The organism is Thiohalocapsa sp. ML1 (assembly GCF_001469165.1).
Lineage (GTDB): Bacteria > Pseudomonadota > Gammaproteobacteria > Chromatiales > Chromatiaceae > Thiohalocapsa.
This window is the reverse complement of the sequence record NZ_JABX01000011.1, coordinates 105325-126593: the sequence shown is the minus strand read 5'-3', so window position 1 is coordinate 126593 and position 21269 is coordinate 105325. Positions and strand designations below refer to the sequence as shown.

The following is a 21269-nucleotide window of genomic DNA, read 5'->3' as shown; positions in this document are numbered from 1 at the left end:
CCGAGCATCGGCTCGCCCTCCGCGACGCCGTGAGCCCTGCTGCCCGCGCGAACGCGTGGCAGCGGCCGTTTCTTGACCGAGGGGCTCGGTCTTGGTGCTGAACACTAAGGCCCGTTGGAGTATTTGAGAAGCCAATCAGGTAAATCTTCGGTATTGATATTTCGCAACCGCAGCAAAGTTCGGCGGCACGAGCAGGGGATCACCGGATGCCGGCGGCGTGGATCAAGGGGAACGCGAACCCACGATCGGTTCGGCAGGTGAGTCAGGCGGGCATCAGGCATGGGGCCCTGACTTCAACTTGCGAAGCGGCGCCAGAAGCTGCTCCGCCAGTAGTAAAGCACCGTGGTGTCGGGCCAGGGGTAGGAATCGGCGTAGCCGATGCCACGCTGGGGGTGCTCAATGTTGTCCCGGGCCGCGTCCACGGGGCGCCACGCGGGCTCCCGCGGCTCGCCGTCCACCGGCGACCTAGTCCGGCCGCGATTGCGACGCTCGGACGCCCCGTAGGCCTCGAAGTTGCGCTGGGCCTCGGTGAGGCTCACGGTGTTGGCGCTGCCAGGCATCTCCGGAAAGCGCAACTGCGAGAGATCATCCTCCCAGCCGCAAATGGGGCAGACCTGATGCGAGCCCGGCACTTGGTCATGCACCAGATGGCCACAGCAAACGCAGGGGAACAGGGTCATCGGGGGCATAGCGGGCTCGGAGCGGGCGACTTGTTATCGCGGAAAGGTGGGGGCGGGAAGCGAGCTGGGAAGTGGGAAGTGGGAAGTGGGAAGTGGGTAGTGCGCAGTGCGCAGTGCGCAGTGCGCAGTGCGCAGTGCGGGTGCGGGGTGTGCACTGCGCGGTGGGTCAACGCACTTCGCAGTACGCACGTTCAACGCACTGCGCATTTTCAACGCACTGCGCACGCCGCCCTTGACGCCGACACCGCAAACACACACCTGTCCGCATTTGAACCGCCTGCTAGCGCCAACGAGCCCCGTCATGACCAGAAAAGCCCGCATCGAAGAGACCTTGTCCGTCGCCCTGGCGCCGCTGCACCTAGAGGTGACGGACGAGAGCTACATGCACAGCGTCCCCGAGGGCGCGGAATCGCACTTCAAGGTGCTGGTGGTCAGCGACGCCTTTACCGAGGACAAGCCGATCGGACGCCATCGGCGCGTCAACGCGCTGCTGCGCGGCGAGCTCGACGCCGGCCTGCACGCGCTGTCGATCCATGCCTGGACGCCGGAGGAGTGGTTCGAGCAGGGCGGCGGCCCGGCACCGCAATCGCCGCAATGCATGGGTGGGTCCAAGGTGTCGGCCTGATATCGTCTTTTCGTAAGCCGCAGGCTAACGGCCATGGCGACCAGCGCCACCCCGGAGGATGAGACGCGCTGCTCGCCATGGCCGCTTCCCTCACCCCGGCCCTCTCCCAGGAGGAGTGGGGGACTAAGGCGCGCGCTGCGCGCGACTTTCGTGGTAAGCCACTAAGGCGATTTCTTTCAAAAAAATACCGCCTGGCTTGTCTTTTCGCCCGCCTTCTGCGTCGCGGCAGCGGGTGCATCGTTCGACTATGCACCCGCTGCCGCTCCTTGAAGGCGGACGAAAATCCTGCGCCATTCGGTACGTTTTTTCCGGCAATCGCCTAAAAACCAAAAAACTGAAAGTTAAACCACGGCATTGAGCCCGCCGAGCTGCCTGCCCGGCGGGCGCGGGGCTTCACTCAGCGCCCGACTTCGCGCCTCGCCTTCTCCGCGGCGAAAAAGTCCTTCGTCAGCTTGAACACCACCGGGCTCAGCAACAAGAGCGCAATAAGATTCGGGATGGCCATCATCGCGTTCAGCGTGTCGGCGACGAGCCAGGCGAAGTCCAGATGCGCCACCGCGCCGATGGGCACCGCCGCGACCCACAGCACCCGGAACGGCAGTATCGCGTGCACACCGAACAGGTACTCGACGCAGCGCTCGCCATAAACGGCCCAACCGAGGATGGTCGTGAACGCGAACAGCACGAGCCCGAGGGCCACGATGTACTTGCCGCTGCCGGGCAGCTCATGGCCGAAGGCCTGCGTCGACAGCGTCGCACCGGAGACAAGCTTGGCGTGGGTCGCGCCGTCCTGGCCGGGGTCGATGCAGACCGTGCTCGGCCGCTCGATGCCCCAGGCCGAGCCGACACGCTCCTCGATGACGCCGCCGCGGGCCTCGCAGGCGCTGAAGTCCGGGCTGACCGCCTGCCACTGGCCCGACACCACGATGACGAGCCCCGTGATGGTGCAGACGATGATGGTGTCGATGAAGGTGCCCAGCATCGCGACGGTGCCCTGTTGCACCGGGCTGTCGCTCTCCGCGGCGGCGTGCGCGATCGGCGCGCTGCCCAAGCCCGCCTCGTTCGAGAAGACGCCGCGGGCGACGCCCATCTGAATCGCGAGCATGATGCCGGCACCGGCAAAGCCGCCGACGCCCGCCGACGGCGTGAACGCCTCGCCGATGATCAACGCGAAGGCCCCCGGTACCTCGGCGTAGTTCAGCACCAGGATCACGAGGCCGCCGAGCACATAGGCGACGGCCATGAAGGGCACCAGCTTGCCCGACACTTGCGCGATCCATCGAATCCCGCCGATCAGCACCAGCGCCACCAGCACGGCCATGACGATGCCGGTCCAGAACTCCGGCACGCCGAACCGGCTCGACAGCGCATCGGCCACCGAGTTGGCCTGCACCGAGTTGCCGATGCCGAATCCCGCGAGCGCGCCGAAGATCGCGAACAGCGTCGCGAGCCAGACCCAGTTCTTACCGAGCCCGTTCTTGATGTAATACATCGGCCCGCCGACGTGATTGCCCTTCTCGTCGACCTCGCGATAGCGCATCGCGAGCACGGCCTCCGCGTACTTGGTGGCCATGCCGACGAGCGCCGTCATCCACATCCAGAACAGCGCACCGGGCCCGCCGATGGCGATGGCCGTCGCGACACCGGCGATGTTGCCGGTGCCGATGGTGGCCGACAGCGACGTCATCAGCGCATTGAAGGGGGTGATATCACCCTCCCCCTGCCCGCGCCGCCCGGACCAAAGCATACGGAAGCCATAGCCGATTCTGCGCAGCGGCATGACCCCGAGCCCGATGGTGAGAAAAAGCCCGGTGCCGAGAATCAGCACCAGCATCGGCGGTCCCCAGACGGCGCCGTTGACTAACCCTATTACCTCAGAGATCTGCTCCACACCCTGCTCCCCCGAACTGCTGACGAAGATCGCGGCCGCCGGCCGAGACCGGCGACCTGCTTTTGAATCACCGATACCCGCACGGACCCGCGATAAGGCACCGCGAGACCAGGCGGGCGTCGGCGCCACAGGCCGCCCGGCCAAACCCGATGGCGACCTACGGCGCCGTACTATACACGCGGTCTTCGTGCGCCCCGCAACGCGCGCGCGCGAGCCGAACGCCGGCGTCCCATCAGCCGCCGGCGGCCGCGCCTGCAGAATACCGCTTTACCCGAAACGGAATTCGGCATACCCTCCATCGAGGCTGGGGTTTTCATGGAGATCCACCGACTCCAGCCACGCCAAGCCCATCGGAGCGCCCGCCGACGGCCGGCGTTCGGCTGTCTAGCTGCACCTGTCTAGCTGCACCTGTCTAGCTTCACATCAGCGGGCACCCCAATAACCGGAGACAGCCCATGGGTATCTGTCGAGACATGCAGCGCTTCACGCGCGCCAACGAGATCATCGCCGATCTCTTTTCGCTGCTCGCCGTCGCGCTCTTGTTCGCGTCGATCTGGGCGACGCTGGAATATCACGCCTCCGTCATGCACTGGCTCGCCGGGGATTATCTGCTGCGCACACCGCTCCTGCTGGTCGGGCTGGCGCTCAATGGGTTCAGCGTCCTGGCACTGCTGGCCGCGGGTTCTTCGCGCTTCGGAAATGCCGAGCGCTGCTTCGCCACCTTCCCCGGCCGACGTGCCCAACACGGTGCCAGAGGCTTCGGCAGCGAACCGAAGGGCCGAGGGCTAAAGGCTAAGGGCTAAAGGCTAAGGGCTAAGGGCTAAGGGCTAAGTGCCGAGCAGGCCTTCCTTGGCCCTTGCCCCTCGGCCCTTGCCCCTCCGCCCTTCCTCCGCGGGCCGCGCAAGCCGACCGCGCCCGCTGTAGACTGGCCGCCCCAATCGATCCGACCCGACGCGCGGCCCGGACGCGGTCCTCGTGCCGCGCGCCGAGCGCCCACTCGCCGCACCCACCGCAAGCCCAGCCCGATCCACTCCGTGCACGCCCCCAAGCAGAGCCCCGCCGCCGACGGCGCCCGGCCTGCGCGCCGAGCCGGCGACACTGCGCTCGCGCTGGCCTTGGCGGCGTCGGTGCTCCTGCATGGCCTGATGATGCTCGCGGTGCAGCGCGCCGCCCCGACGCCTGCCGCCCGGCTTGCGGAGCCGCAGCGCTTCACGCTATTCGAGCTAGCCCCAGTCGAGCTCGCCCCGGTCGAGCTCGCCCCGGTCGAGCTCGCTCCGGCACCGGGGGCGCAACCGGGGCAGATAACGCAGGACGTCCCCGCGGATGCGCCCCCGACGCCCGCTAACACGGCAGCACGGCAGCCCATCGACAGCCCCGGTACCACAACCGCGACGGACCACTCCGCAGAGCCGCCGCCGCAGGCCGCCACCGCGCCGCAACCCGCAGCCAGGTTGCCCGCGCCCGCGCCCGAGCCGACGCCGGAGCCGAGCCCAAAACCGAGCCGCGTAGCCGATGCGGAGCAAGCGCCAATGCCCGTGCCCCGTGCCCCGCGCCGGGTCGCGACGCAGCATCCAACCGAGGCCCCGCGCGCCGCCATTGAGCCGGCAGCGGAAGCACCGGCGCGCACCGACCAGCTAGCCGGCATCGCAGCCCTGGATGCCGAGATCGCCGCCATGCGCCGCCGGGCCGAGCAGAGCGCCCGCCCGAAACCCGAGCCCGCCGCCCCCGGCCGCGATGAGGACAGGTCGGGCCTCGCGGCATTGGACGCCGAGATCGCCGCGAGCCGGCAGCGCGCGGGCAGCACCCAGCCGGCGCGCGCCGACGCGCCGGCGCCGCAGCCGCCGCCCCAAGCCGAGCGCCAACCTGCTCCGCGCGCAGGCAAAGACCGTTCCGGGCTCGCGGCGCTGGACGCCGACATCGCCGCAAGCCGGCGCGCCGACGCGCCCGGCGCCAAGGCGATGCCCGACCGCAAGCCGGGGCGCAGCAGCAACGCCTCCCCCGCGGTCGCACCGGCGCGGCAGCAGGCGGCGGGCCCCGCCGCGCGCGATGGCGCCGAGCGCAGCTATCTCGCGGCGCTGCGCAGCGCGTTGGAGCGTCAGCGCAGCTACCCACCCGCCGCCCGGCAGCGCCGGCTGGAGGGCACCGCGCGGGTGCAGTTCACCATCGCCGCCAACGGTGTGTTCAGCGGCATCCGGCTGAGCCAAAGCACCGGCGTCGCCGCCCTCGACGCCGCGGCCGAGCACAGGGTGCGCCGCCTCGGCCGCTTCGAGCCGATCCCCGCGGTGCTCGCACGCAGCCAGTGGACGGTGCGCGTGCCCATCGTCTTTCGCTTGAATTGACCCGCGGTCGGGACGCACCATGGGCGACGCCCATGACGAGACTTGACCATCATCCGCCCGGCCCCGACGACGGCCCGCGCATCAGCATCACGAGAGGACAGCAGTATGGCCACCCCCGACCTCACCCCCATCGAAGACCTGCAACGCGAGCTTTACGCGCATCCGGTCTACGCTGAGGTCGCGGACCTCGCGGACCTGCGGGTATTCATGTCCCACCACGTCTACGCGGTGTGGGATTTCATGTCGCTGATCAAGCACCTGCAGCGGGCCGTCGCGCCCACCACGACGCCCTGGATGCCGCAGGCGGACCCGGCCGTGGTCTACTTCATCAACCAGTTGGTGCTCGAAGAGGAGTCGGACAGCATCGAGACCGCCGCCGGCGTCGAATACGGCAGCCATTTCGCGCTGTACCTCAAGGCCATGGCCGAGATCGGCGCCGACGCGCAGGCGCCGCGACGCTTTCTCGACCGAGTCCGGCAGGACGGCCTCGACGCGGCCCTCTACGCCGACAGCACGCCGCTGCCCGCGCGCTACTTCAGCGAGACGACCTTCTGCTTCATTCGCGAGGACAAGCCCCACGCCGCCGCCGCGGCGCTGGCGGTGGGCCGCGAGCGCATCATCCCGGACATGTTCCGCCGCCTACTCGCCGCGGCCGGCGTCGACCCGGCGCAGGCGCCGACCTTTCACCACTACCTGAACCGCCACGTGCACCTGGATGAGGACTTCCATGGTCCGCTGTCCATGCGCCTGCTCGACGCGCTGTGCGGCGACGACCCCAAGCGCCTGGAGGAGGCCGCCACCGCCGCCGAAGAGGCCATCTGTGCGCGCATCCGCTTCTGGGACGGCGTGCGCGACGCCATCCGCGCCGCCCGCGGCTGAGCGCGCCTGGGCCTGCCCGCATGGCCGCCGCAGAAGAACCCGCCGCCGCCCCGCCGGACGCCATCGCCGGTGCGCGTGCGCTCTGGTGCGGCAGCTTCCACGGCGTGCTGTCGACGCAGTCCGCGGCGGAGCCGGGCTATCCGTTCGGCTCCGTCGTGCCGCTGTGCCTGTCCAACGCTGGTGAGCCGCTGCTGCTGCTGAGCCATCTGGCGCAGCACAGCCGAAACCTCGCGGTCGACCCGCGCGCGGCGCTGACGCTCTTCGATGCCGTGGACGGCGACATTCAGCAGGGGCGACGGCTCACCTGCGTCGGCCGCTGTCTGCCGAGCGCCGACGCCGAGGCGCTCGCGCGCTGGTGTCGGCACTACCCGAGCGGGCGCGTCTATGCCGAGCAGCTCAATTTTCAGCTACATCGCTTCGAGCCGCTGCGCTGCCACTACAATGGCGGCTTTGCGCAGGCACGCTGGCTTGGCACGGACCGGCTGCGCGCCGGCATCGCGCATGCTGCGGCCACCGAGCAGGCGCTCACCCGCCTGCTGGAGGACGCCCATGCAGACCGGCTTGCCGCTTTGGCTGGAGCGGATTGCGCGGCCGTCGTACCTGCCGGCATCGACCGCCTCGGCATCACGCTGCGCTGCGGCGAGCGGCTGCGGCGGATCGATGCAGACGCGCCGATTGCCGACGCGGCGTCGCTGCGACACTGCATTGAGGGCGCAGGGCGGCGACCTTTCGGCGCCGAGCCCGCCTGATCCCACACCGACCAAAGGGTGGAATCCGCGCGCAGCAACCATATTCACGGTCAGGCAATTCATAACCGGGAAAATCCCGGGCAGACAACCTGACAAGAGAGGACACGACATGGCAGTGAGCGTACCCGTAGACGGCGAGGGCTTCCTCGTCAACCGCGACGACTGGAGCGAAGAATTGGCCGCGGAGCTCGCGCGCGAGGACGAGTTCGAGATGACCTCGCAGGTCATGGATTTCATCCGCGAGGCCCGCAGCATGTACGACAATGACGGTGTCGTACCGCCGATTCGGATCTTCGCCAAGAAACAGGGCGTCAGCACCAAGGACCTCTACGGCATCTTCAAGAAGGGCCCGATGAAGCTCATCTGCAAATGGGGCGGCCTGCCGAAGCCGACGGGCTGCGTATGAGTGCATGCGCGGGCGGCGTCTTTTTGCCGGCTGCCCGCCCGGGAGACTTTCGGGGCGCGCGCGCAGCGATCCTGTGCCGCACCCCCAAGACAGTGCCGGACGCCCGCGTCCGGCACCACGAAGACGACACGAAGTATCGACTTGGAGCAAGACGCCAATGGCGACGTTGTTGAAAAGTAAAGGTGATTCCCTGTCCAAGCGCGCCGCAGATCCGGGCTACCGGGTCGGCTGGCGCAGCAAGGCCAAGTTCGAGAAGGGTCATTTCGATGGCGAGATGACCTATGGCGAGGCGCTCGCGAAGGCCGAGGCGCTCGCCGCGCAGGAGCCGGACAAGACCTTTTACCCCGAGCTCGTTTATGTCGAGGAAGAAGGCCTGCACTGATCCGGCACACCGCACGGTGCATAGCCACGGAAGGCTCGACAGCGCGCCGCTCGCGGGCTGCGAGCCTCCCTGGGCAAGCCCGATCGGGTAGCCGCCCACGATGACAATCCACCTCAAGCCCAGACAGGCCCCCACATGCGGCGCCTGATCTCAACCACCCGCGCCGCCCCCGTAGGAGCCGGCCGCCGCGCCGCCCCGTGGCCATGCCGCTGACCCCGCCCCAACGCACGCAAGACGCGCAGTTGCGCGCGATCTTCGACGCCGCTCCGGACGCGATCCTGCTCGTCAACATGGCCGGGCGCATCGTCCTGATCAACCAGGAGGCGTGCACCCTGCTCGGCTACGCCCGCCGCGAGCTGCTGCGCCAGCCCGTGGAGGTGCTGCTGCCGGCGGTGCTGCACGCCCCCCACCAGCATCAGCGCCGTGGCTTCATGACGGCCCAGCACCCGCGCAACATGGCCGCCGCCGGGCGCTACCTGCACGCGCTGACCAAGACCGGCGAGTCGATCCCGGTGGAGATCCGGCTCGGCCGCTTCGAGCGCCATGGCCGCGCCTACGCCATCGCCGTCATGCGCGACCTGCGCGAGCGCGAACGGGCCGAGCAGGCCATCCGCGAGCGCGCGCTGCTGCAACGGCGCATCGAAGAGGCGGAGCGGCTGGAGCGGCTCGCGGTGGACCGCGAGCAGCGCATCGTGGAGCTCAAGCAGGAGGCGAACCGCCTCGCCGCAGCGGCGGGCATGCCGCCGCCCCACCCTGCGGCGGACGCAGCGCCGGAGCCGCCGTCGGCCCTCGCCGCCGACCACGACGCTGCCGGCACGACGGACCCGGCGCCGGGCGAGCTCCTGCGCGCCGCCGCACTGGAGCCCCTGCTGCGGGACTTTTGCGCCGGCACCGGCCTCACGGCGCTGGTGCTGGACGCGCACGGCCGCGAGCTCGCGCGCGCCGCCGCCAAGCGCCGCGACCCCGACGCGCGCGATTGCGTGCCCGCGGTGCTGGAGCGGCTCTGCGCCGGCGGCGCCACCGGCGACTATGCGCTGCTGCCCTGCAACGACGGCCGCTCCACCGCCGCCATGGCGCTGCGCGTGCATCAACAGCACGTCGCCAGTCTCTGCATCGCCGGTTTCCGGCTCGCCGCAGCGGACCCCGCCGGGCGGGCCGCGGCCCTCGGCACCTGCTTGACCCACGAGCGCCTCGGCACGCTGCTGCGGTTCCTCGGTGGGCTCGTCGAGGGGCTCGCCGCGCAGGCGCTGGAGCACCATCGCGCGAGCGCCGCGCGGGCGGCGAGCCAGGCGCGCGCAGAGCAACTGCACGCGGGCCGGGCCGCGGCGCTGAGCCTCGCCGAGGATCTGGCCCACGCCCGCGCCGAGATGGAACAGCACGGGCTGCACCTGGAGCAGCAGGTCCGTGAGCGCACCGAGGCGCTGCGGCGCTCGCGCGAGGAGCTCAAGGCGATCCTCGACAACTCGCCCATGCTGATCCACGTCAAGGACCGCCAGGGTCGCTACAAGCTGGTGAACGACCGCTGGTGCGAGCTCGCGCGCCTGTCCGAGGCCGATGTCCTGGGCTTCGGCGACGATGCGCTGTTTGCGCCCGAGGTGGCCGCCGAGATGGCGCGCGAGGATGAGGTCGTGCTCGACCAGAACGAGCCGCGCCACTACGAGGATGCCCGCATCGTGCACGGCCACGAAATCGTGCTCGACACCTACAAGTTCCCGCTGCTGGACGCGCAGGGCCGGCCCTACGGGCTGTGCGGCATCGCCCACGACGTCACCGACCGCAAGCAGAGTGAGGCGGCGCTGCGGCGCGCCCGCGACCGCGCGCAGGCGGCGAGTCGAGCGAAGACGGCGTTTCTTGCCAACATGGGCCATGAGATCCGCACGCCCATCAACGCCATCCTCGGCATGACCCATCTCGCGCTCGCGGGCGAGCTGCCCAAGCGCGAGCGCGACTACGTCGACCGCGCGCACGCGGCCGCCCACGAGCTGCTCGGCAGCATCAACGACATCCTGAACTACGCGCGCCTGGAGTCCGGGGAGCTGGAGCTCGACAGCGCGCCCTTTCGGCTGGAGGACGTGCTCCAGGCCGTGGTCGGCAGCATCGCGCCGCAGGCCCAGCGCAAGGGCCTGGAGCTGCTGCTGGACGCGCCGGCGGACCTGCCGATGGCGCTGGTGGGGGACGCGCTCCGGCTTTCCCAGATCCTAATCAACCTCGGCAACAACGCGGTCAAGTTTACGGAGCAGGGGGAGGTGATCCTGCGCGTGCGTACCGCCGAGCACGGCACCGATCAATTAATGCTGCGCTTCTCCGTCAGCGACACCGGCATCGGGCTATCAGCGGCAGAGCAGGCACAGTTGTTCGATGCCTTCTATCAGGCGGACAGCTCCAAGTCCCGCCGCTTCGGCGGCACCGGCCTCGGGCTCGCCATCTGCAAACGGCTCACCGATATGATGGGCGGGCGCATCTGGGTGGAGAGCGAGCCCGGCGTCGGCAGCACCTTCCATTGCACCGCGCGCTTCGGCCGCCAGCAGCAGGCCGGGCCTGAGCGCCGCGCGCTGCCACGGGACCGGCGCGTGCTCGTCGTGGACGACAACGCCACGGCGCGCGGCATCCTGGCGATGATGGTGGAGTCCTTTGGGCTTCGCGTCGGCACTGCCGTGGACGGCGACACCGCCCTTGAGGCATTGCGCGAGGCCTGTACCAAAGCCGACCCCTACGACCTCGTCTTCCTCGACTGGCGCATGCCGGGCCGCGACGGGCCGGACGTCGCGCGGGCCATCGCCGCGGAGCAGCAGTTGCTGCCGAAACCGCGCCTGGTCTTCGTCACCGCCTACGGCGAGCAGGACCTCGCCGCCGCCGTCCGCGACGTCGACGTCCTCGCCTGCCTCGCCAAGCCGGTGAGCGCCGCCGCCATCTACGAGGTGGCCATGCTGGAGCCCGCCGACGGGTCCGCCTTGCCGGTGCCGCAGCGGCGACGGCTCGGCGACCCTCGGGACCTGGAGCAGCTCCGGAACGCGCGTGTGCTGCTCGCCGAGGACCATGCCATCAACCGCGAGCTCGCGGTGGAGATCCTGACCGCGGCCGGACTCCAGGTGGACATCGCGACCAATGGCCGGGAAGCCGTCGACAAGGCGCTCACGGGCGAGTATGCCGCGGTGCTGATGGATATCGAGATGCCCGAGCTGGACGGCTATGCGGCGACGCGCCTGATCCGCGCCGAGCCCGGCCGTGCCCGGCTCCCGATCATCGCGATGAGCGCCGACGCGCGACCGGCGGATCGCAGCCGGGCGCTCGCCGCGGGCATGGACGATCACCTGACCAAACCTGTGGACGTGCATGAGCTGTTCGCAACGCTCGCCCAGTGGGCGCGCAAACCGGCCCTGCCGATGCCGTCGGCCGCCGCGTCGGCAGCGGCGACGGAGGCCGGACGAGCCGCCGCGCCGACGCCGCTGCGCCGTTCGATGCTCGGGCGCTTGTGCGAAGAGTACCGGGACTTTGGCAGCAAGCTCGCGGCCGCCTGCGCGGCACCGCGCCAAGACGCCGCTCGGCGGCTCGTGCACACGCTGAAGGGGGTGGCCGGCAACCTGCGGCTCGCCGAGCTCGCCGCGGACGCCGCGCGGTTGGAAGACGCCATCCGGTCCGGCGCGGAGGGCGAGGCGCTCGACGCCCATGCCCGCGTCATCGAGCAAGGGGTCGAGCGTCTCGCCGAGTCGTTGCGCCGGCTCGCGCCAGCGACCATCGAGCCGCCTGCCCCTTGTCGCGACCTGCCGCGGCTGACGCCGGAACAGGCCGACCGCTGCCGCAACCTAGCCGCGCAGTTGGGCGAATTGCTGCGCAACGGCGATGCCGAGGCCCTGTCCGTCGCCGCTGCGCTCGCCGCCGCGGTCGGGGACGACAGCGACCTCGGCCGCCGCACGGCGGCGCTGAGTCGCCGGGTGCAGATGTTCGAGCTCACCGCCGCGGCAGCGGCGCTGGCGGAATTGGCAGCGCCACTCGGCCGCCTGGGCACGGGCGGCGACGCAACCCCAACGGTCGGCGCCGAGGCCTTGGTGGAGCGGCTGCACGCGCTGCTCGACGCGGACGACGCCGACGCGGTGGAGACGGCCGCACAGCTCGCCGCGGTCTTGGGGCACAACCGGCACCTACACGGGCTGGCGCAGCGGCTGGCACAATCGGTCGATGAGTTCGACTACACTGCGGCTCAGGCGGCCCTCGTGGCGCTCAAGGCGCGCATGCGCGCAGAACGCGGGCTCCACGACTCGACCCCGGCAGTCCAGGAGACGAGCAATGACGGAAGAGCAACCGGTGGTCCTGATCGCCGATGACAGCATCACCAACCTACACGTGCTGAACAACATCCTCCGGCCGCACTACCACGTCAAGGCCACCCGCAGCGGCCTGCGGGCCGTCGAGATCGCGGTGCGGGATCAGCCGAAGGCGGTGCTGCTGGACGTGATGATGCCGGACCTGGACGGCCCCGATGTGTGCCGGCGCATCAAGTCGCAGCCGGGCCTGGAGCACACGCCCGTGCTCTTCGTCACCGGCAGCGCCGACGACAAGGTCACGACCCTCTGCCGGGCCGCGGGCGGCGCCGCGGTGCTGACCAAGCCGGTGGACCCCAAGCGCTTGCTCGCCGCCGTTGCCGACCTGATCGCGACGGCGGCCGTCGCGGACTCGACACCCGGGGGCTAGCACAAGGGGCCGAAGGCTGCCGCCGGCAGCGGCGTGGGCGCCACCCCGGAGACCTGCTCCGGTGCCGCCAGCCGGCCCTTCGCGTCGAAGCAGACGCCGCCGGCAAGGGCGATCAGATCGCCTTCGCCCAAGGGCTGCCAGAGCTCATCCGTCAGCGGCGTGCTTGCCACGAGCGCCACGTCCTGGCGGACCGTCTGCAGCTCCACGCCGGCCTCTGCCAGCTCCGGGGCCGCGCGCCAGCAGCAGCGCTGCAAGAGGTACAGCCCCGGTGGCTGCAGGCGCCCGTCGCGCTGGGTGCGGCGGTCGGCGTGCACGAACAGCGCATCGGCGTCCGCATAGAGGAAATTGGCGGGGCCCACGGCCCGCAGCTCGGCGGCATGGGCGGCAATGACAGCGAGCCGCTCCGCGAGCGCCGGCACCGCACCGCCCGCATCCCGCCACAGGGGCGCGAGGCGCGACAACAGGCCGCAGAAGGCGCGCTCCGAGTCCGTATCGCCCGCCGGCCGGAACGGCTGCAGCGGATCATCGGGCATCGCGAGCAGCGCCGGCAGGTCGCCGTTGTGCGCAAACACGTGCATGCGCCCGCCGAGCTCGCGCAGGAACGGCTGGGTGTTCTTCAGCGACCGGTCGCCGAAGGTGGCGAGGCGGATGTGCGACAGCGCCATGCGGGTGCGCCAACCCTGGTGCTCCATGAAGCGCAGCAGCGGGCTCTCGCTCGCCGCCCGCGGCTCGCGCAGCAGCAGGCAATCCGGGCCTTCATAGAGCGCGATGCCCCAGCCGTCGCGGTGCGGGCCCTCCGCACCGCCGCGGCGGGCGAGCCGCTCCAGCGAGAAGCCGAGCGTCGCCGGCATCCGGCTCGACATCGCGAAGAGCTCACACATGAGGGGGCCGACCGGGGTTCAAATGGTTTGATTCTCAGGGATCGCCGAGACCGCCGGCGGGCACCGGCCGGGCGTCCGCTGACCCCTGACGGCGCCGAGTGTTTGCAGATGAGTCAAGTGTCACGACGACACGGCGCTTGCAGGCAAAAGGGCCAAGGGCCAAGGGAGCACTCCTTGGCCCTTGGCCCCTGGTTCCTCCTGCGGCGACGGCCACCATACCGGAAATTGATACGCCTCAACTACTTCCATAGCGTCCAGATCCCGATGGCGATGAAGCCGATGCCAGCGACGATCTGCAGCATGCGCGGGCTCACGTATTGCGCCACGAGCCCGCCAGCCAGCACGCCGATCGCACTGGTGGCGATCAGCGCGAGCGACGCGCCGATGAACACCAGCCACTTGCCGACCTCCTTATCGGCGGCGAAAAGCAGCGTCGCCAGTTGCGTCTTGTCGCCGAGCTCGGCGACGAACACCGTCGCGAAGACGGTCAAGAAGATCTTCCAGTCCAAGGGTCGCAGACTCCGCAAGCATCGGGGCGCGGTCGAGCATCCAGCTCAGGCCGCCCTGTTCGTTAGGAACCGTTCAAGAAACAACTGATCCCCAGACGCTTACGTTCAGCCGCGCCTTCGTCGGGATCGAAATCGGGATCGTAATCTGCGCCTACCCGCATCAGGCCAGAGCACTTGTGTTGAGCAAGGTCGCCCAGCGTCGATAGCGATAGCGATGGCCCACGTCGGGTTCCGCCACGCTGACCTGGTTGACGAGTGTACCGGTTGCAGACATCCACCCCGGCGTCGACGACGACCGCAGTCGCTGTGGCGTCGATGATGGACGAGCGCGGCCCGTGAAGATAGCCCCACGCCCCAGCGGCGGTCTAAAACAGCGCGCACGGCGACCGCGCCACCGCGGGCACGAGCGCCTGGTCCAAGGGGCGAGGGCCGAGGAGGGCTCCCTCTGCCCTCTGCCCTCGGCCCTCGGCCCTCGGCCCTCGGCCCTCGGCTCAGGTATCGTAAGCTGCTGGGTAAGCTGCGCCAAATGCGTGCAGATGAGTCAAGTTTGGACGGGGCGTAGGACTGGCGAGGTGCGTCGGGATCGGGATCGGTTGCCGCTCGGTTCGATTTCGATTTCGATAGCGATGAGCACGACTCGTCGGTCTGAGTCGAGGCCTCCCTAGCCCCTAGCCCCTAGCCCCTGGTTCCTAGCCCCTGGTTCCTAGCCCCTAGCCCCTAGTTCCTGGTTGCCGCTATTGGACCCGTCATCCTTCGTCCATTCCGCCGTCGTGCTGCTGGTGGTCGCCGCCGCCGCGGTGGCGCTGTTTCGCCGCTTCGGCCTGGGCTCCATCCTGGGACTCCTGGTGGCCGGGGTGCTCATCGGCCCGCATTTTCCGGGGCCGTCGATCACGAGTCACGTCGACGACCTGCGGCACTTCACCGAGCTCGGCGTCGTGCTCTTGCTCTTCGTCATCGGGCTGGAGATGCACCCGCGGCGGCTGTGGGAGATGCGCCGGACGCTGTTCGGGCTCGGCTCGGCGCAGATCCTCATCACCGCAGCGGTGCTGACGCTCTACTTCCGCCCGAGCCTGGACAACTGGCCGGTGGCGTTGCTAATGGGGCTTGCACTGGCGCTGAGCTCCACCGCGCTCGTCATGCAGACGCTCTACGAGCAGCAGGAGGTCGCGACCCGGCACGGGCAGATGGCGTTCTCGATCCTGCTGATGCAGGACCTCGCGGTGGTGCCGATGATTGCGTTTCTGCCGCTGTTCGCGGGAGCCGGCCCGCTGCCGGCGGGCGAGGCGCTGTGGCGGCAGGCCGCGGTGGTGGCCGGCATGCTGGCGGTGGTGGTGCTGGCGGGGCGCGTGCTGGTGCCGCGGGTGCTGGACTGGCTGGCCCGGCAATACAACCGCGAGGCGTTCTTCCTGACCACCCTCGCCGCCGTGCTCCTCGCCGCCTGGGCCATGGAAGAGGCCGGCATGTCCATGGCGCTCGGCGCCTTCCTGATGGGCATGCTGCTGTCCGGCTCGCGCTACAGCGTGCAGATCCAGGCGAGCGTCGAGCCGCACAAGGGGCTCTTGATGAGCCTGTTCTTCGTCGCGGTGGGCATGTCGGTGGACTTGGGCGTGCTGCTGGAGGCGCCCGTCACCTTCGCCGTGCATCTCGCCGCGCTCCTGCTCATCAAGGTGGCCCTGATCTACCGGCTGTGCCTGTGGTTCGGCACCGCCCGGGCGGTGGCGCTGCGGGTCGCGTTTCAGCTCGGGCAGGCGGGGGAGTTCGGCTTCGTGCTGTTCGGCGCCGCGAAGGCGCTCGGCATCATCGACGACCGGACCTTCGTGCTGGCGGTCGCCGTCATCTCGCTCAGCATGCTGGCGACGCCGCTTTTGACTCGGCTCGGCAATCGCCTGGCCGGCGACGCGGCGGACGACGTGGACGAGCACTTCCACTACGGGCCCGCTCCCGCCGCCGGCAACCAAGACGGGCCGCGTGTCGTCATCGCGGGCTACGGGCGCGTCGGGCACACCATCGGCACGATCCTGTCCAGCCACGGCATCGACTACATCGCCTTCGACCCGAACCCGGCACTGGTGTCCAAGTGGCGGGAGGAAGGCTATCCGGTGTACTACGGCGACATCGGCGATCCGCACCTACTCGAGGCCGCCCGCGTGGAGCGCGCGGACCTCGTGGTGCTCACCATCGATGATCCGCAGGCGGCCGTCGAGGCCACGCGGCTGATCCGCGCCCGCTCGCCGCAGGTGAGCATCGTCGCGCGTGCACGGGACCTCGTCGCCTGCGACGCACTGAATCGCGCCGGGGCCACCCGCGCCTTCCCGGAGGCCGTGGAGGCGAGCCTCAAGCTCGCGGCGGAGACCCTGAACGCGCTCGGCATCTCGGAGGACGAGACCGACCACATGCTCACCGACGCCCGCGGCAAGGACTATGCGCTGGTGCGCTCGGAGCTGGAGGTGCTGGCGAGCGTACCGAAGCCGCGCGCCGAGGCCGGCGCGAAGCCGGACGGCCCTGCGTAGCCGCGGCGCCGATCAGAAGCGCAGGTCGAAGGTCGCCCCGGCGAAGGGCGCATCGTCCACGTCGGTGCGCTCCAACAGATCGCCGCCGCTGTCCTCCAGGCGCAGCGAGCCGTTCAAGCGCATGCCGGCCACCGCGCTCAGCGAGCCGAGATTGCCGAGCTTGCGGGTCACGGCGACGTAGATCGGCGTCGCGGTCGTCTGCCCCACGCCGCCGGGGGCGACGCCGCGGTCGTCGAGGCGGAAGCGCTCTTTCTCGTAGCGGCCGGTGAGGCTCAAGGACCACCGGTCGTTCGCGGCCCAGCTCAGCGCCAGGCCGGGGCCGCGCGTGGCGGCGAAGCCGCGGCCGGTGGTGAGGCTCAGCCGGTCAGTGATGCGCCAGTCCACGGCGAGAATCGGGAAGAGGTCGGCGTCTTCCTCCAGCCCGGAGAACACGCCGAAGCCGGGGCCGAGACTCAAACGGTCGTTGAAGCGGTAGCTCGCCGCGGCGAGCAGCCCGCCGACCTGTCCGTCGCTCAAGGACGCGCCAGTCTCGGCCTGCCAGCGCAACGTCGGCAGCGCGAACAGGTTCCAGCGATCCGTTGGCGCCCAGAACACCGAGCCGCTGAGCCGCGCCTCGCGCACGTCCTCCCAGGGCCGCAGGCTACTGAAATCGCCTTCCCCGGAGAATCGGTAGCGTTGCTCGCCGACCCCGCCGGCAAGGCCGAGCCGCAGATCCCGCGTGAGCCCGCGCCGCCCGCTCAGGCGCACCGACCAGGCGTCCATGGCCAAGTCGCCGCCGCCGTCGAGTCCGGCGTCTGGGCCGAATATCGCACCGGCCTCAAGCCCGAGGCCCGCGGCCCGCCCAGGTGGCTGCGCCTGGGCACCGCCCGCGGCGAGCAGCGCCGCACCCAGCAGCGATGGGAACAGACGACGGTGAAACAACCCGGCAGACGGCAACATAGGCAGGACTCCGTTTAGAGAGGCCGCAGGCGCCATTCAGAAAGCCCACGGGCGCCATGCAAAAAGGCCACAGTCGGGTGCCGGACGGCCCACCACGCAAGCCCCGCTTGCGACAGAAATCAGACACCCTCAGCAAGTATGGAGCATCCGCGCGGCCTTTGGGTTCCGGCGATTCCAGGAAACGCATCGGGTTTGCAGACCCATCGTGTCGGGGCCGCGCAACGTGGTGATGCCCGCGCCGCGGCTCTCGGGGCTCCGGCCCGGCGCGCCTGCTCGGCGGCAGAGCCGCCGAAACGCACAAAAAAGCCCGCCCGGCTGCTGTACAGCCGGGCGGGCTTTGGGAGTGGCGCGGCACCAGGCCGCGCGAGGCTCAGTCGATCAGCTCGATTTTGCCCTCGTTGAACGCGCGGAAATAGCCGCTGTCGGCGAGGTGCTCGGTCAGGTCACCGGCGGCGAGCCGCTCGACGACGGACTCGATCTCGGCGCTCGCGAAGCGCCCGCTCGGCGACACGCCGCCATTGATGCAGGGCTCCAGCTCCGCGGTGAGCGGCTTCTGGTGGAGCTTCACGAGCAGATCCTCGGCTTGGAGCTCCAGCGCGACGCGCTGCTGGCGCTCGGCCAGGGACTCTGCAGGCGGCTCGGCCAACGCGGCAGAGGTGATCAGACCAAGCGACAGGGCAACGGGCAAGGTCAGGGCAATGAGGTTGAAGGTCATCTGGGTTCACCATCGATCATATTTAAGCTTTTGCTAATATACTGATCGAGCATTCCAGAGTCAACAGGTCGGGCTTCTGCCCGGCCGGTGGGGCGATAGCGCCCGCCCCGGGGACGAGCACCGCGTTCGGACACAGGCGCTTTGCGCCGCGCGGCCGAGCCCGATCGCTGGCAGCATCCCGGGCGCTGACCTAAGCTGCGCTATAACCCGGACCGCATCCTGATGCCTATGCAAGCCCACCAAGTCGTCCCGCCGGAATCCCTGCCACGGCTGTCGCCGGAGGAGTACCTGAACCTGGAGCGTGACAGCGAGACCCGCCACGAGCTGGTGGACGGGTATCTGTACGCGATGACCGGCAACAGCGATCGGCACGAGGAGATCGCGGTGAACCTGACCGCCGCGCGGCATGCACACCTGCGCGGCAGTCGCTGCCGGGTCTATGCCGGCAACCTCAAGGTCCGCGTCGATGATGCCTTCTACTACCCCGACCTGTTCGTGCGCTGCGCGGACGAGGGCGGTGACCCGGACTTCAAGAGGGATCCGGTGCTCGTGGCCGACGTGCTATCGCCGCGGACGCAGCGCTATGATCGCGGGGACAAGCGCCTCGCCTATCAGTCGCTGCCGACGCTGAACGAGTACCTGCTGATCGCGCAGGACGAGCCGCGCGTGGAGGTGCTGCGACGCACCGACGCGGGTTGGGACCACGCCGTCATTGCCGGTGCCGACGGCGTGCTGCGCCTCGCCTCCGTCGGGCTCGATGTGACAATGGCAGAGCTTTACGCCTGAACGAAGCGCCTAACCGGACTTCGCCCCGGGCTCGGGAATGGGAATGACCGCGTGCTGCGGCGCCGTCTCCCGATACAGCCGCTGCTGCTCCGCGCTCGCCTCCCGCTGGTGCTTGGCCTTCCACTCGCCGTAGGGCATGCCGTAGACGGCCTCGCGCGCCTCGTCGCCTGTCAGCGCCACGCCGCGCTCGCGAGCGGCGGCCAGGTACCACTTGGACAGGCAGTTGCGGCAGAAGCCAGCGAGGTTCATGAGGTCGATGTTCTGCACGTCGGTGCGCGCGCGCAGATGGGCGACGAGGCCGCGGAACGCGGCTGCTTCTATCTCAAGGCGCTCTTGGTCGGTCATCTTGGGTCAGGGGCTAGAGGCTAGGGACTAGGGGCTAGGGACTAGGGGCTAGGGGCTCGGGGGCAAAGCCTCAGATCGAGAACGCCAGGGAGCGCGGTCTGCGCAACCCGCTCGTTGGCGCACGTGAAACCAGGGCCGAGGGCCGAGGGCCGAGGAGGGCTCCCTCGGCCCTCGGCCCTTCCCGCCCGGCAGTGTTGTGAAAGGTTACTCATCTGCACGCATTCGGTACCGTCAACGCGCTAGGGGCCAGGGAGAACGGGCTGGCCGGCTTGGTCGGTGGTCGGTGCCCGGCGCAGCACGAGCTTGAGGTCCGCGCCGACGCGGTGCGTCGCGGCGATGATGAGCCCGATGCGCTGCTCCATACGCGCGATGCCGGGCAGGTGGAACAGGCCCCGGGCGGCATCGCCCATCAGGTGCGGGGCGACGTAGAGCACCATTTCGTCCACGATATCGAGATCCATCGCGGCGCCGGCCAGGGTCGGGCCGGCCTCGATCAGCACCTCGTTGATCTCGCGCTCGGCCAGATAGCAGAGCAGCAGATGCAGGTCTACCCGCCCGGCCGGGTCCGGCGGAAACACGCGCACCTCGGCACCGACGGCATTGGCCCGCGCGATGGCGCGCGGGCTGTCCTCGCAGGTGGCGATGAGGGTGGCGCCGGGCAGGCTCAGCATGCGGGCATCCAGCGGCATTCTGAGCGCGCTGTCCACCACGACGCGCAGCGGCTGGCGCGGCAGCTCGTCCGGCCACAGCGCCGGGAACTCCTCGGGGCCTAAGCGCACGTTCATGTGCGGATCATCGGCAAGCACGGTGCCGATGCCGGTGATGACGGCGGAGGAGCGCGCCCGCAGCCGGTGCACGTCGCGCCGCGCGTCCGCGGACGTGATCCAGCGGCTCTCGCCGCTCGCCATGGCGGTGCGCCCGTCCAGGCTCGCCGCGAGCTTGCAGCGCACATAGGGCAGGCCGCCGCGCATGCGCTGCTCGAAGCCCGGGTTCAGCGCGCGGGCGTCGCCCTCCAGCACGCCGGTGGTCACCTCGACGCCGGCGGCGCGCAGCCTTGAGAGGCCCTTGCCGCGCACCAGCGGGTTCGGGTCTTCCATGCCGACGACGACGCGGGCGACGCCGGCCGCAAGCAGCGCGTCGGTGCAGGGCGGCGTGCGCCCGTAGTGGCAGCAGGGCTCCAGCGTGACGTAGGCGGTGGCACCGAGGGCGCGCGCGCCGGCATGCTCAATGGCGTTGCGCTCGGCGTGCGGCTCGCCGGCGCGGCGGTGGAAGCCCTCGCCGACGACCTCGCCGGCTTGCACCAGCACGCAACCGACACGCGGATTCGGGTCCGTGGTGTAGAGCCCGCGGCGGGCGAGCACGATGGCGCGAGCCATCATGCGGGCATCGTCGAGCGCCCGACTCACGGCTTGCGGGGTGCGGGCGGCATGGGCTCCAGCTCCGCGAGCAGGTCGAGCTGCGCCTTCTTCTCGGCGGCGCTCGGGTGGCGCTCCAGGCGTTCGATCTCCTCGCGGAAGGCGGCCACGTCTTCGAACTTGCGGTACACGGATGCAAAGCGAACGTAGGCCACCTGGTCCAGCTCGCGCAGCTCTTCCATCACCAGCTCGCCGATGCGCCGACTGCTGACCTCGCGCTCGCCGCTGCCGAGCAGCTTGCGGTTGATGTGCGACAGCGCCGCGTCGATCTGCTCCGTGCTGATGGGGCGCTTCTCGGCGGCACGCAGGATGCCGGAGCGCAGCTTGCGCCCGTCGAAGGGCACGCGGCTGCCGTCGCGCTTGATGACCCGGGGCAGGTTCAGCTCCGCGCTCTCGTAGGTGGTGAAACGCTCGTTGCAGACCACGCAGCGCCGGCGCCGTCGCACCTGATCGCCGTCGCCGGACAGCCGCGAGTCCACCACCTTGGTGTCCTGGGCGCCGCAGAAGGGACAGCGCATCGAGGCGGCGG

20 protein-coding genes are annotated in these 21269 nt (G+C 70.0%); 11 read left to right on the top strand and 9 right to left on the bottom strand.

Annotated elements, in window-relative coordinates:
• Nucleotides 1-293 precede the first annotated feature (293 nt).
• Nucleotides 294-689 carry a CPCC family cysteine-rich protein gene (locus ML01_RS09350; RefSeq protein ID WP_082674099.1) on the bottom strand — a complete coding sequence of 132 codons (396 nt, stop codon included), beginning with the start codon at nt 687-689 and terminating at the stop codon, nt 294-296.
• A gap of 292 nt (nt 690-981) precedes the next feature.
• Here ML01_RS09350 and ML01_RS09345 point away from each other — a divergent pair, with 292 nt between their 5' ends.
• Complete coding sequence (locus tag ML01_RS09345; RefSeq protein ID WP_058555124.1) at nt 982-1305, top strand: BolA family transcriptional regulator; 324 nt, start codon at nt 982-984, stop codon at nt 1303-1305.
• Nucleotides 1306-1702: 397 nt separating this feature from the next.
• On the opposite strand, the gene ML01_RS09340 is transcribed toward ML01_RS09345, so the two are convergent.
• The gene (locus ML01_RS09340; protein ID WP_162267988.1) at nt 1703-3139 is read right to left on the bottom strand and encodes a sodium:alanine symporter family protein; all 1437 of its coding nucleotides are present in this window, start codon (nt 3137-3139) and stop codon (nt 1703-1705) included.
• 512 nt (nt 3140-3651) lie between these two features.
• On the opposite strand from ML01_RS09340, the gene ML01_RS09335 reads away from it, so the two are divergent.
• The 8 genes from ML01_RS09335 (at nt 3652) to ML01_RS09300 (ending at nt 12640) form a co-directional block, all read left to right on the top strand.
• Nucleotides 3652-3999: a cell division protein BolA gene (locus tag ML01_RS09335; protein WP_156427625.1), complete on the top strand. Its 348-nt coding sequence runs from the start codon at nt 3652-3654 to the stop codon at nt 3997-3999.
• 231 nt (nt 4000-4230) lie between these two features.
• Nucleotides 4231-5535: an energy transducer TonB gene (locus ML01_RS09330; RefSeq protein ID WP_058555121.1), complete on the top strand. Its 1305-nt coding sequence runs from the start codon at nt 4231-4233 to the stop codon at nt 5533-5535.
• Between the two features lie 105 nt (nt 5536-5640).
• Nucleotides 5641-6414, top strand: a complete 774-nt coding sequence (locus ML01_RS09325) for a DUF3050 domain-containing protein (protein ID WP_058555120.1) — start codon at nt 5641-5643, stop codon at nt 6412-6414.
• Between the two features lie 20 nt (nt 6415-6434).
• Nucleotides 6435-7163, top strand: coding sequence for a HugZ family protein (locus ML01_RS09320; RefSeq protein ID WP_058555119.1), 729 nt, complete (start codon nt 6435-6437; stop codon nt 7161-7163).
• A gap of 109 nt (nt 7164-7272) precedes the next feature.
• Nucleotides 7273-7569 (top strand): TusE/DsrC/DsvC family sulfur relay protein, encoded by a 297-nt coding sequence (locus tag ML01_RS09315; protein WP_058555118.1) that lies wholly within the window; start codon nt 7273-7275, stop codon nt 7567-7569.
• A gap of 157 nt (nt 7570-7726) precedes the next feature.
• A complete protein-coding gene (locus tag ML01_RS09310) occupies nt 7727-7951 on the top strand; it encodes a hypothetical protein (protein ID WP_058555117.1) in 225 nt (74 codons plus the stop codon).
• Between the two features lie 203 nt (nt 7952-8154).
• The gene (locus tag ML01_RS09305) at nt 8155-12273 is read left to right on the top strand and encodes a response regulator (RefSeq protein ID WP_058555116.1); all 4119 of its coding nucleotides are present in this window, start codon (nt 8155-8157) and stop codon (nt 12271-12273) included.
• On the top strand, nt 12236-12640 hold the full coding sequence (locus tag ML01_RS09300) for a PleD family two-component system response regulator (protein ID WP_058555115.1): 405 nt from the start codon (nt 12236-12238) through the stop codon (nt 12638-12640). Before ML01_RS09305 ends, ML01_RS09300 begins: the two co-directional genes overlap by 38 nt.
• On the opposite strand, the gene ML01_RS09295 is transcribed toward ML01_RS09300, so the two are convergent.
• Together ML01_RS09295 and ML01_RS09290 are read right to left on the bottom strand one after the other, a co-directional pair.
• Complete coding sequence (locus tag ML01_RS09295; protein WP_082674097.1) at nt 12637-13521, bottom strand: class II glutamine amidotransferase; 885 nt, start codon at nt 13519-13521, stop codon at nt 12637-12639. The two genes, ML01_RS09300 and ML01_RS09295, sit on opposite strands and share 4 nt — an antisense overlap.
• Before the next feature lie 239 nt (nt 13522-13760).
• Nucleotides 13761-14012 carry a TMEM165/GDT1 family protein gene (locus ML01_RS09290; RefSeq protein ID WP_254045187.1) on the bottom strand — a complete coding sequence of 84 codons (252 nt, stop codon included), beginning with the start codon at nt 14010-14012 and terminating at the stop codon, nt 13761-13763.
• A gap of 755 nt (nt 14013-14767) precedes the next feature.
• On the opposite strand from ML01_RS09290, the gene ML01_RS09285 reads away from it, so the two are divergent.
• Nucleotides 14768-16540: a cation:proton antiporter gene (locus ML01_RS09285; protein WP_058555113.1), complete on the top strand. Its 1773-nt coding sequence runs from the start codon at nt 14768-14770 to the stop codon at nt 16538-16540.
• Nucleotides 16541-16552: 12 nt separating this feature from the next.
• On the opposite strand, the gene ML01_RS09280 is transcribed toward ML01_RS09285, so the two are convergent.
• A complete protein-coding gene (locus tag ML01_RS09280; protein WP_254045186.1) occupies nt 16553-17479 on the bottom strand; it encodes a porin in 927 nt (308 codons plus the stop codon).
• Nucleotides 17480-17849: 370 nt separating this feature from the next.
• Nucleotides 17850-18194 carry a hypothetical protein gene (locus ML01_RS09275; protein WP_058555112.1) on the bottom strand — a complete coding sequence of 115 codons (345 nt, stop codon included), beginning with the start codon at nt 18192-18194 and terminating at the stop codon, nt 17850-17852.
• A gap of 222 nt (nt 18195-18416) precedes the next feature.
• Here ML01_RS09275 and ML01_RS09270 point away from each other — a divergent pair, with 222 nt between their 5' ends.
• Nucleotides 18417-18980, top strand: a complete 564-nt coding sequence (locus ML01_RS09270; RefSeq protein WP_082674096.1) for a Uma2 family endonuclease — start codon at nt 18417-18419, stop codon at nt 18978-18980.
• Between the two features lie 9 nt (nt 18981-18989).
• Here ML01_RS09270 and ML01_RS09265 read toward each other — a convergent pair whose 3' ends face one another.
• The 3 genes from ML01_RS09265 to nrdR form a co-directional block, all read right to left on the bottom strand.
• A complete protein-coding gene (locus ML01_RS09265; RefSeq protein ID WP_058555110.1) occupies nt 18990-19325 on the bottom strand; it encodes a DUF1244 domain-containing protein in 336 nt (111 codons plus the stop codon).
• Between the two features lie 239 nt (nt 19326-19564).
• Nucleotides 19565-20701 carry a bifunctional diaminohydroxyphosphoribosylaminopyrimidine deaminase/5-amino-6-(5-phosphoribosylamino)uracil reductase RibD gene (gene ribD / locus ML01_RS09260; RefSeq protein ID WP_082674110.1) on the bottom strand — a complete coding sequence of 379 codons (1137 nt, stop codon included), beginning with the start codon at nt 20699-20701 and terminating at the stop codon, nt 19565-19567.
• Between the two features lie 26 nt (nt 20702-20727).
• On the bottom strand, nt 20728-21258 hold the full coding sequence (gene nrdR, locus ML01_RS09255) for a transcriptional regulator NrdR (protein ID WP_058555109.1): 531 nt from the start codon (nt 21256-21258) through the stop codon (nt 20728-20730).
• Between the last annotated feature and the right edge of the window lie 11 nt (nt 21259-21269).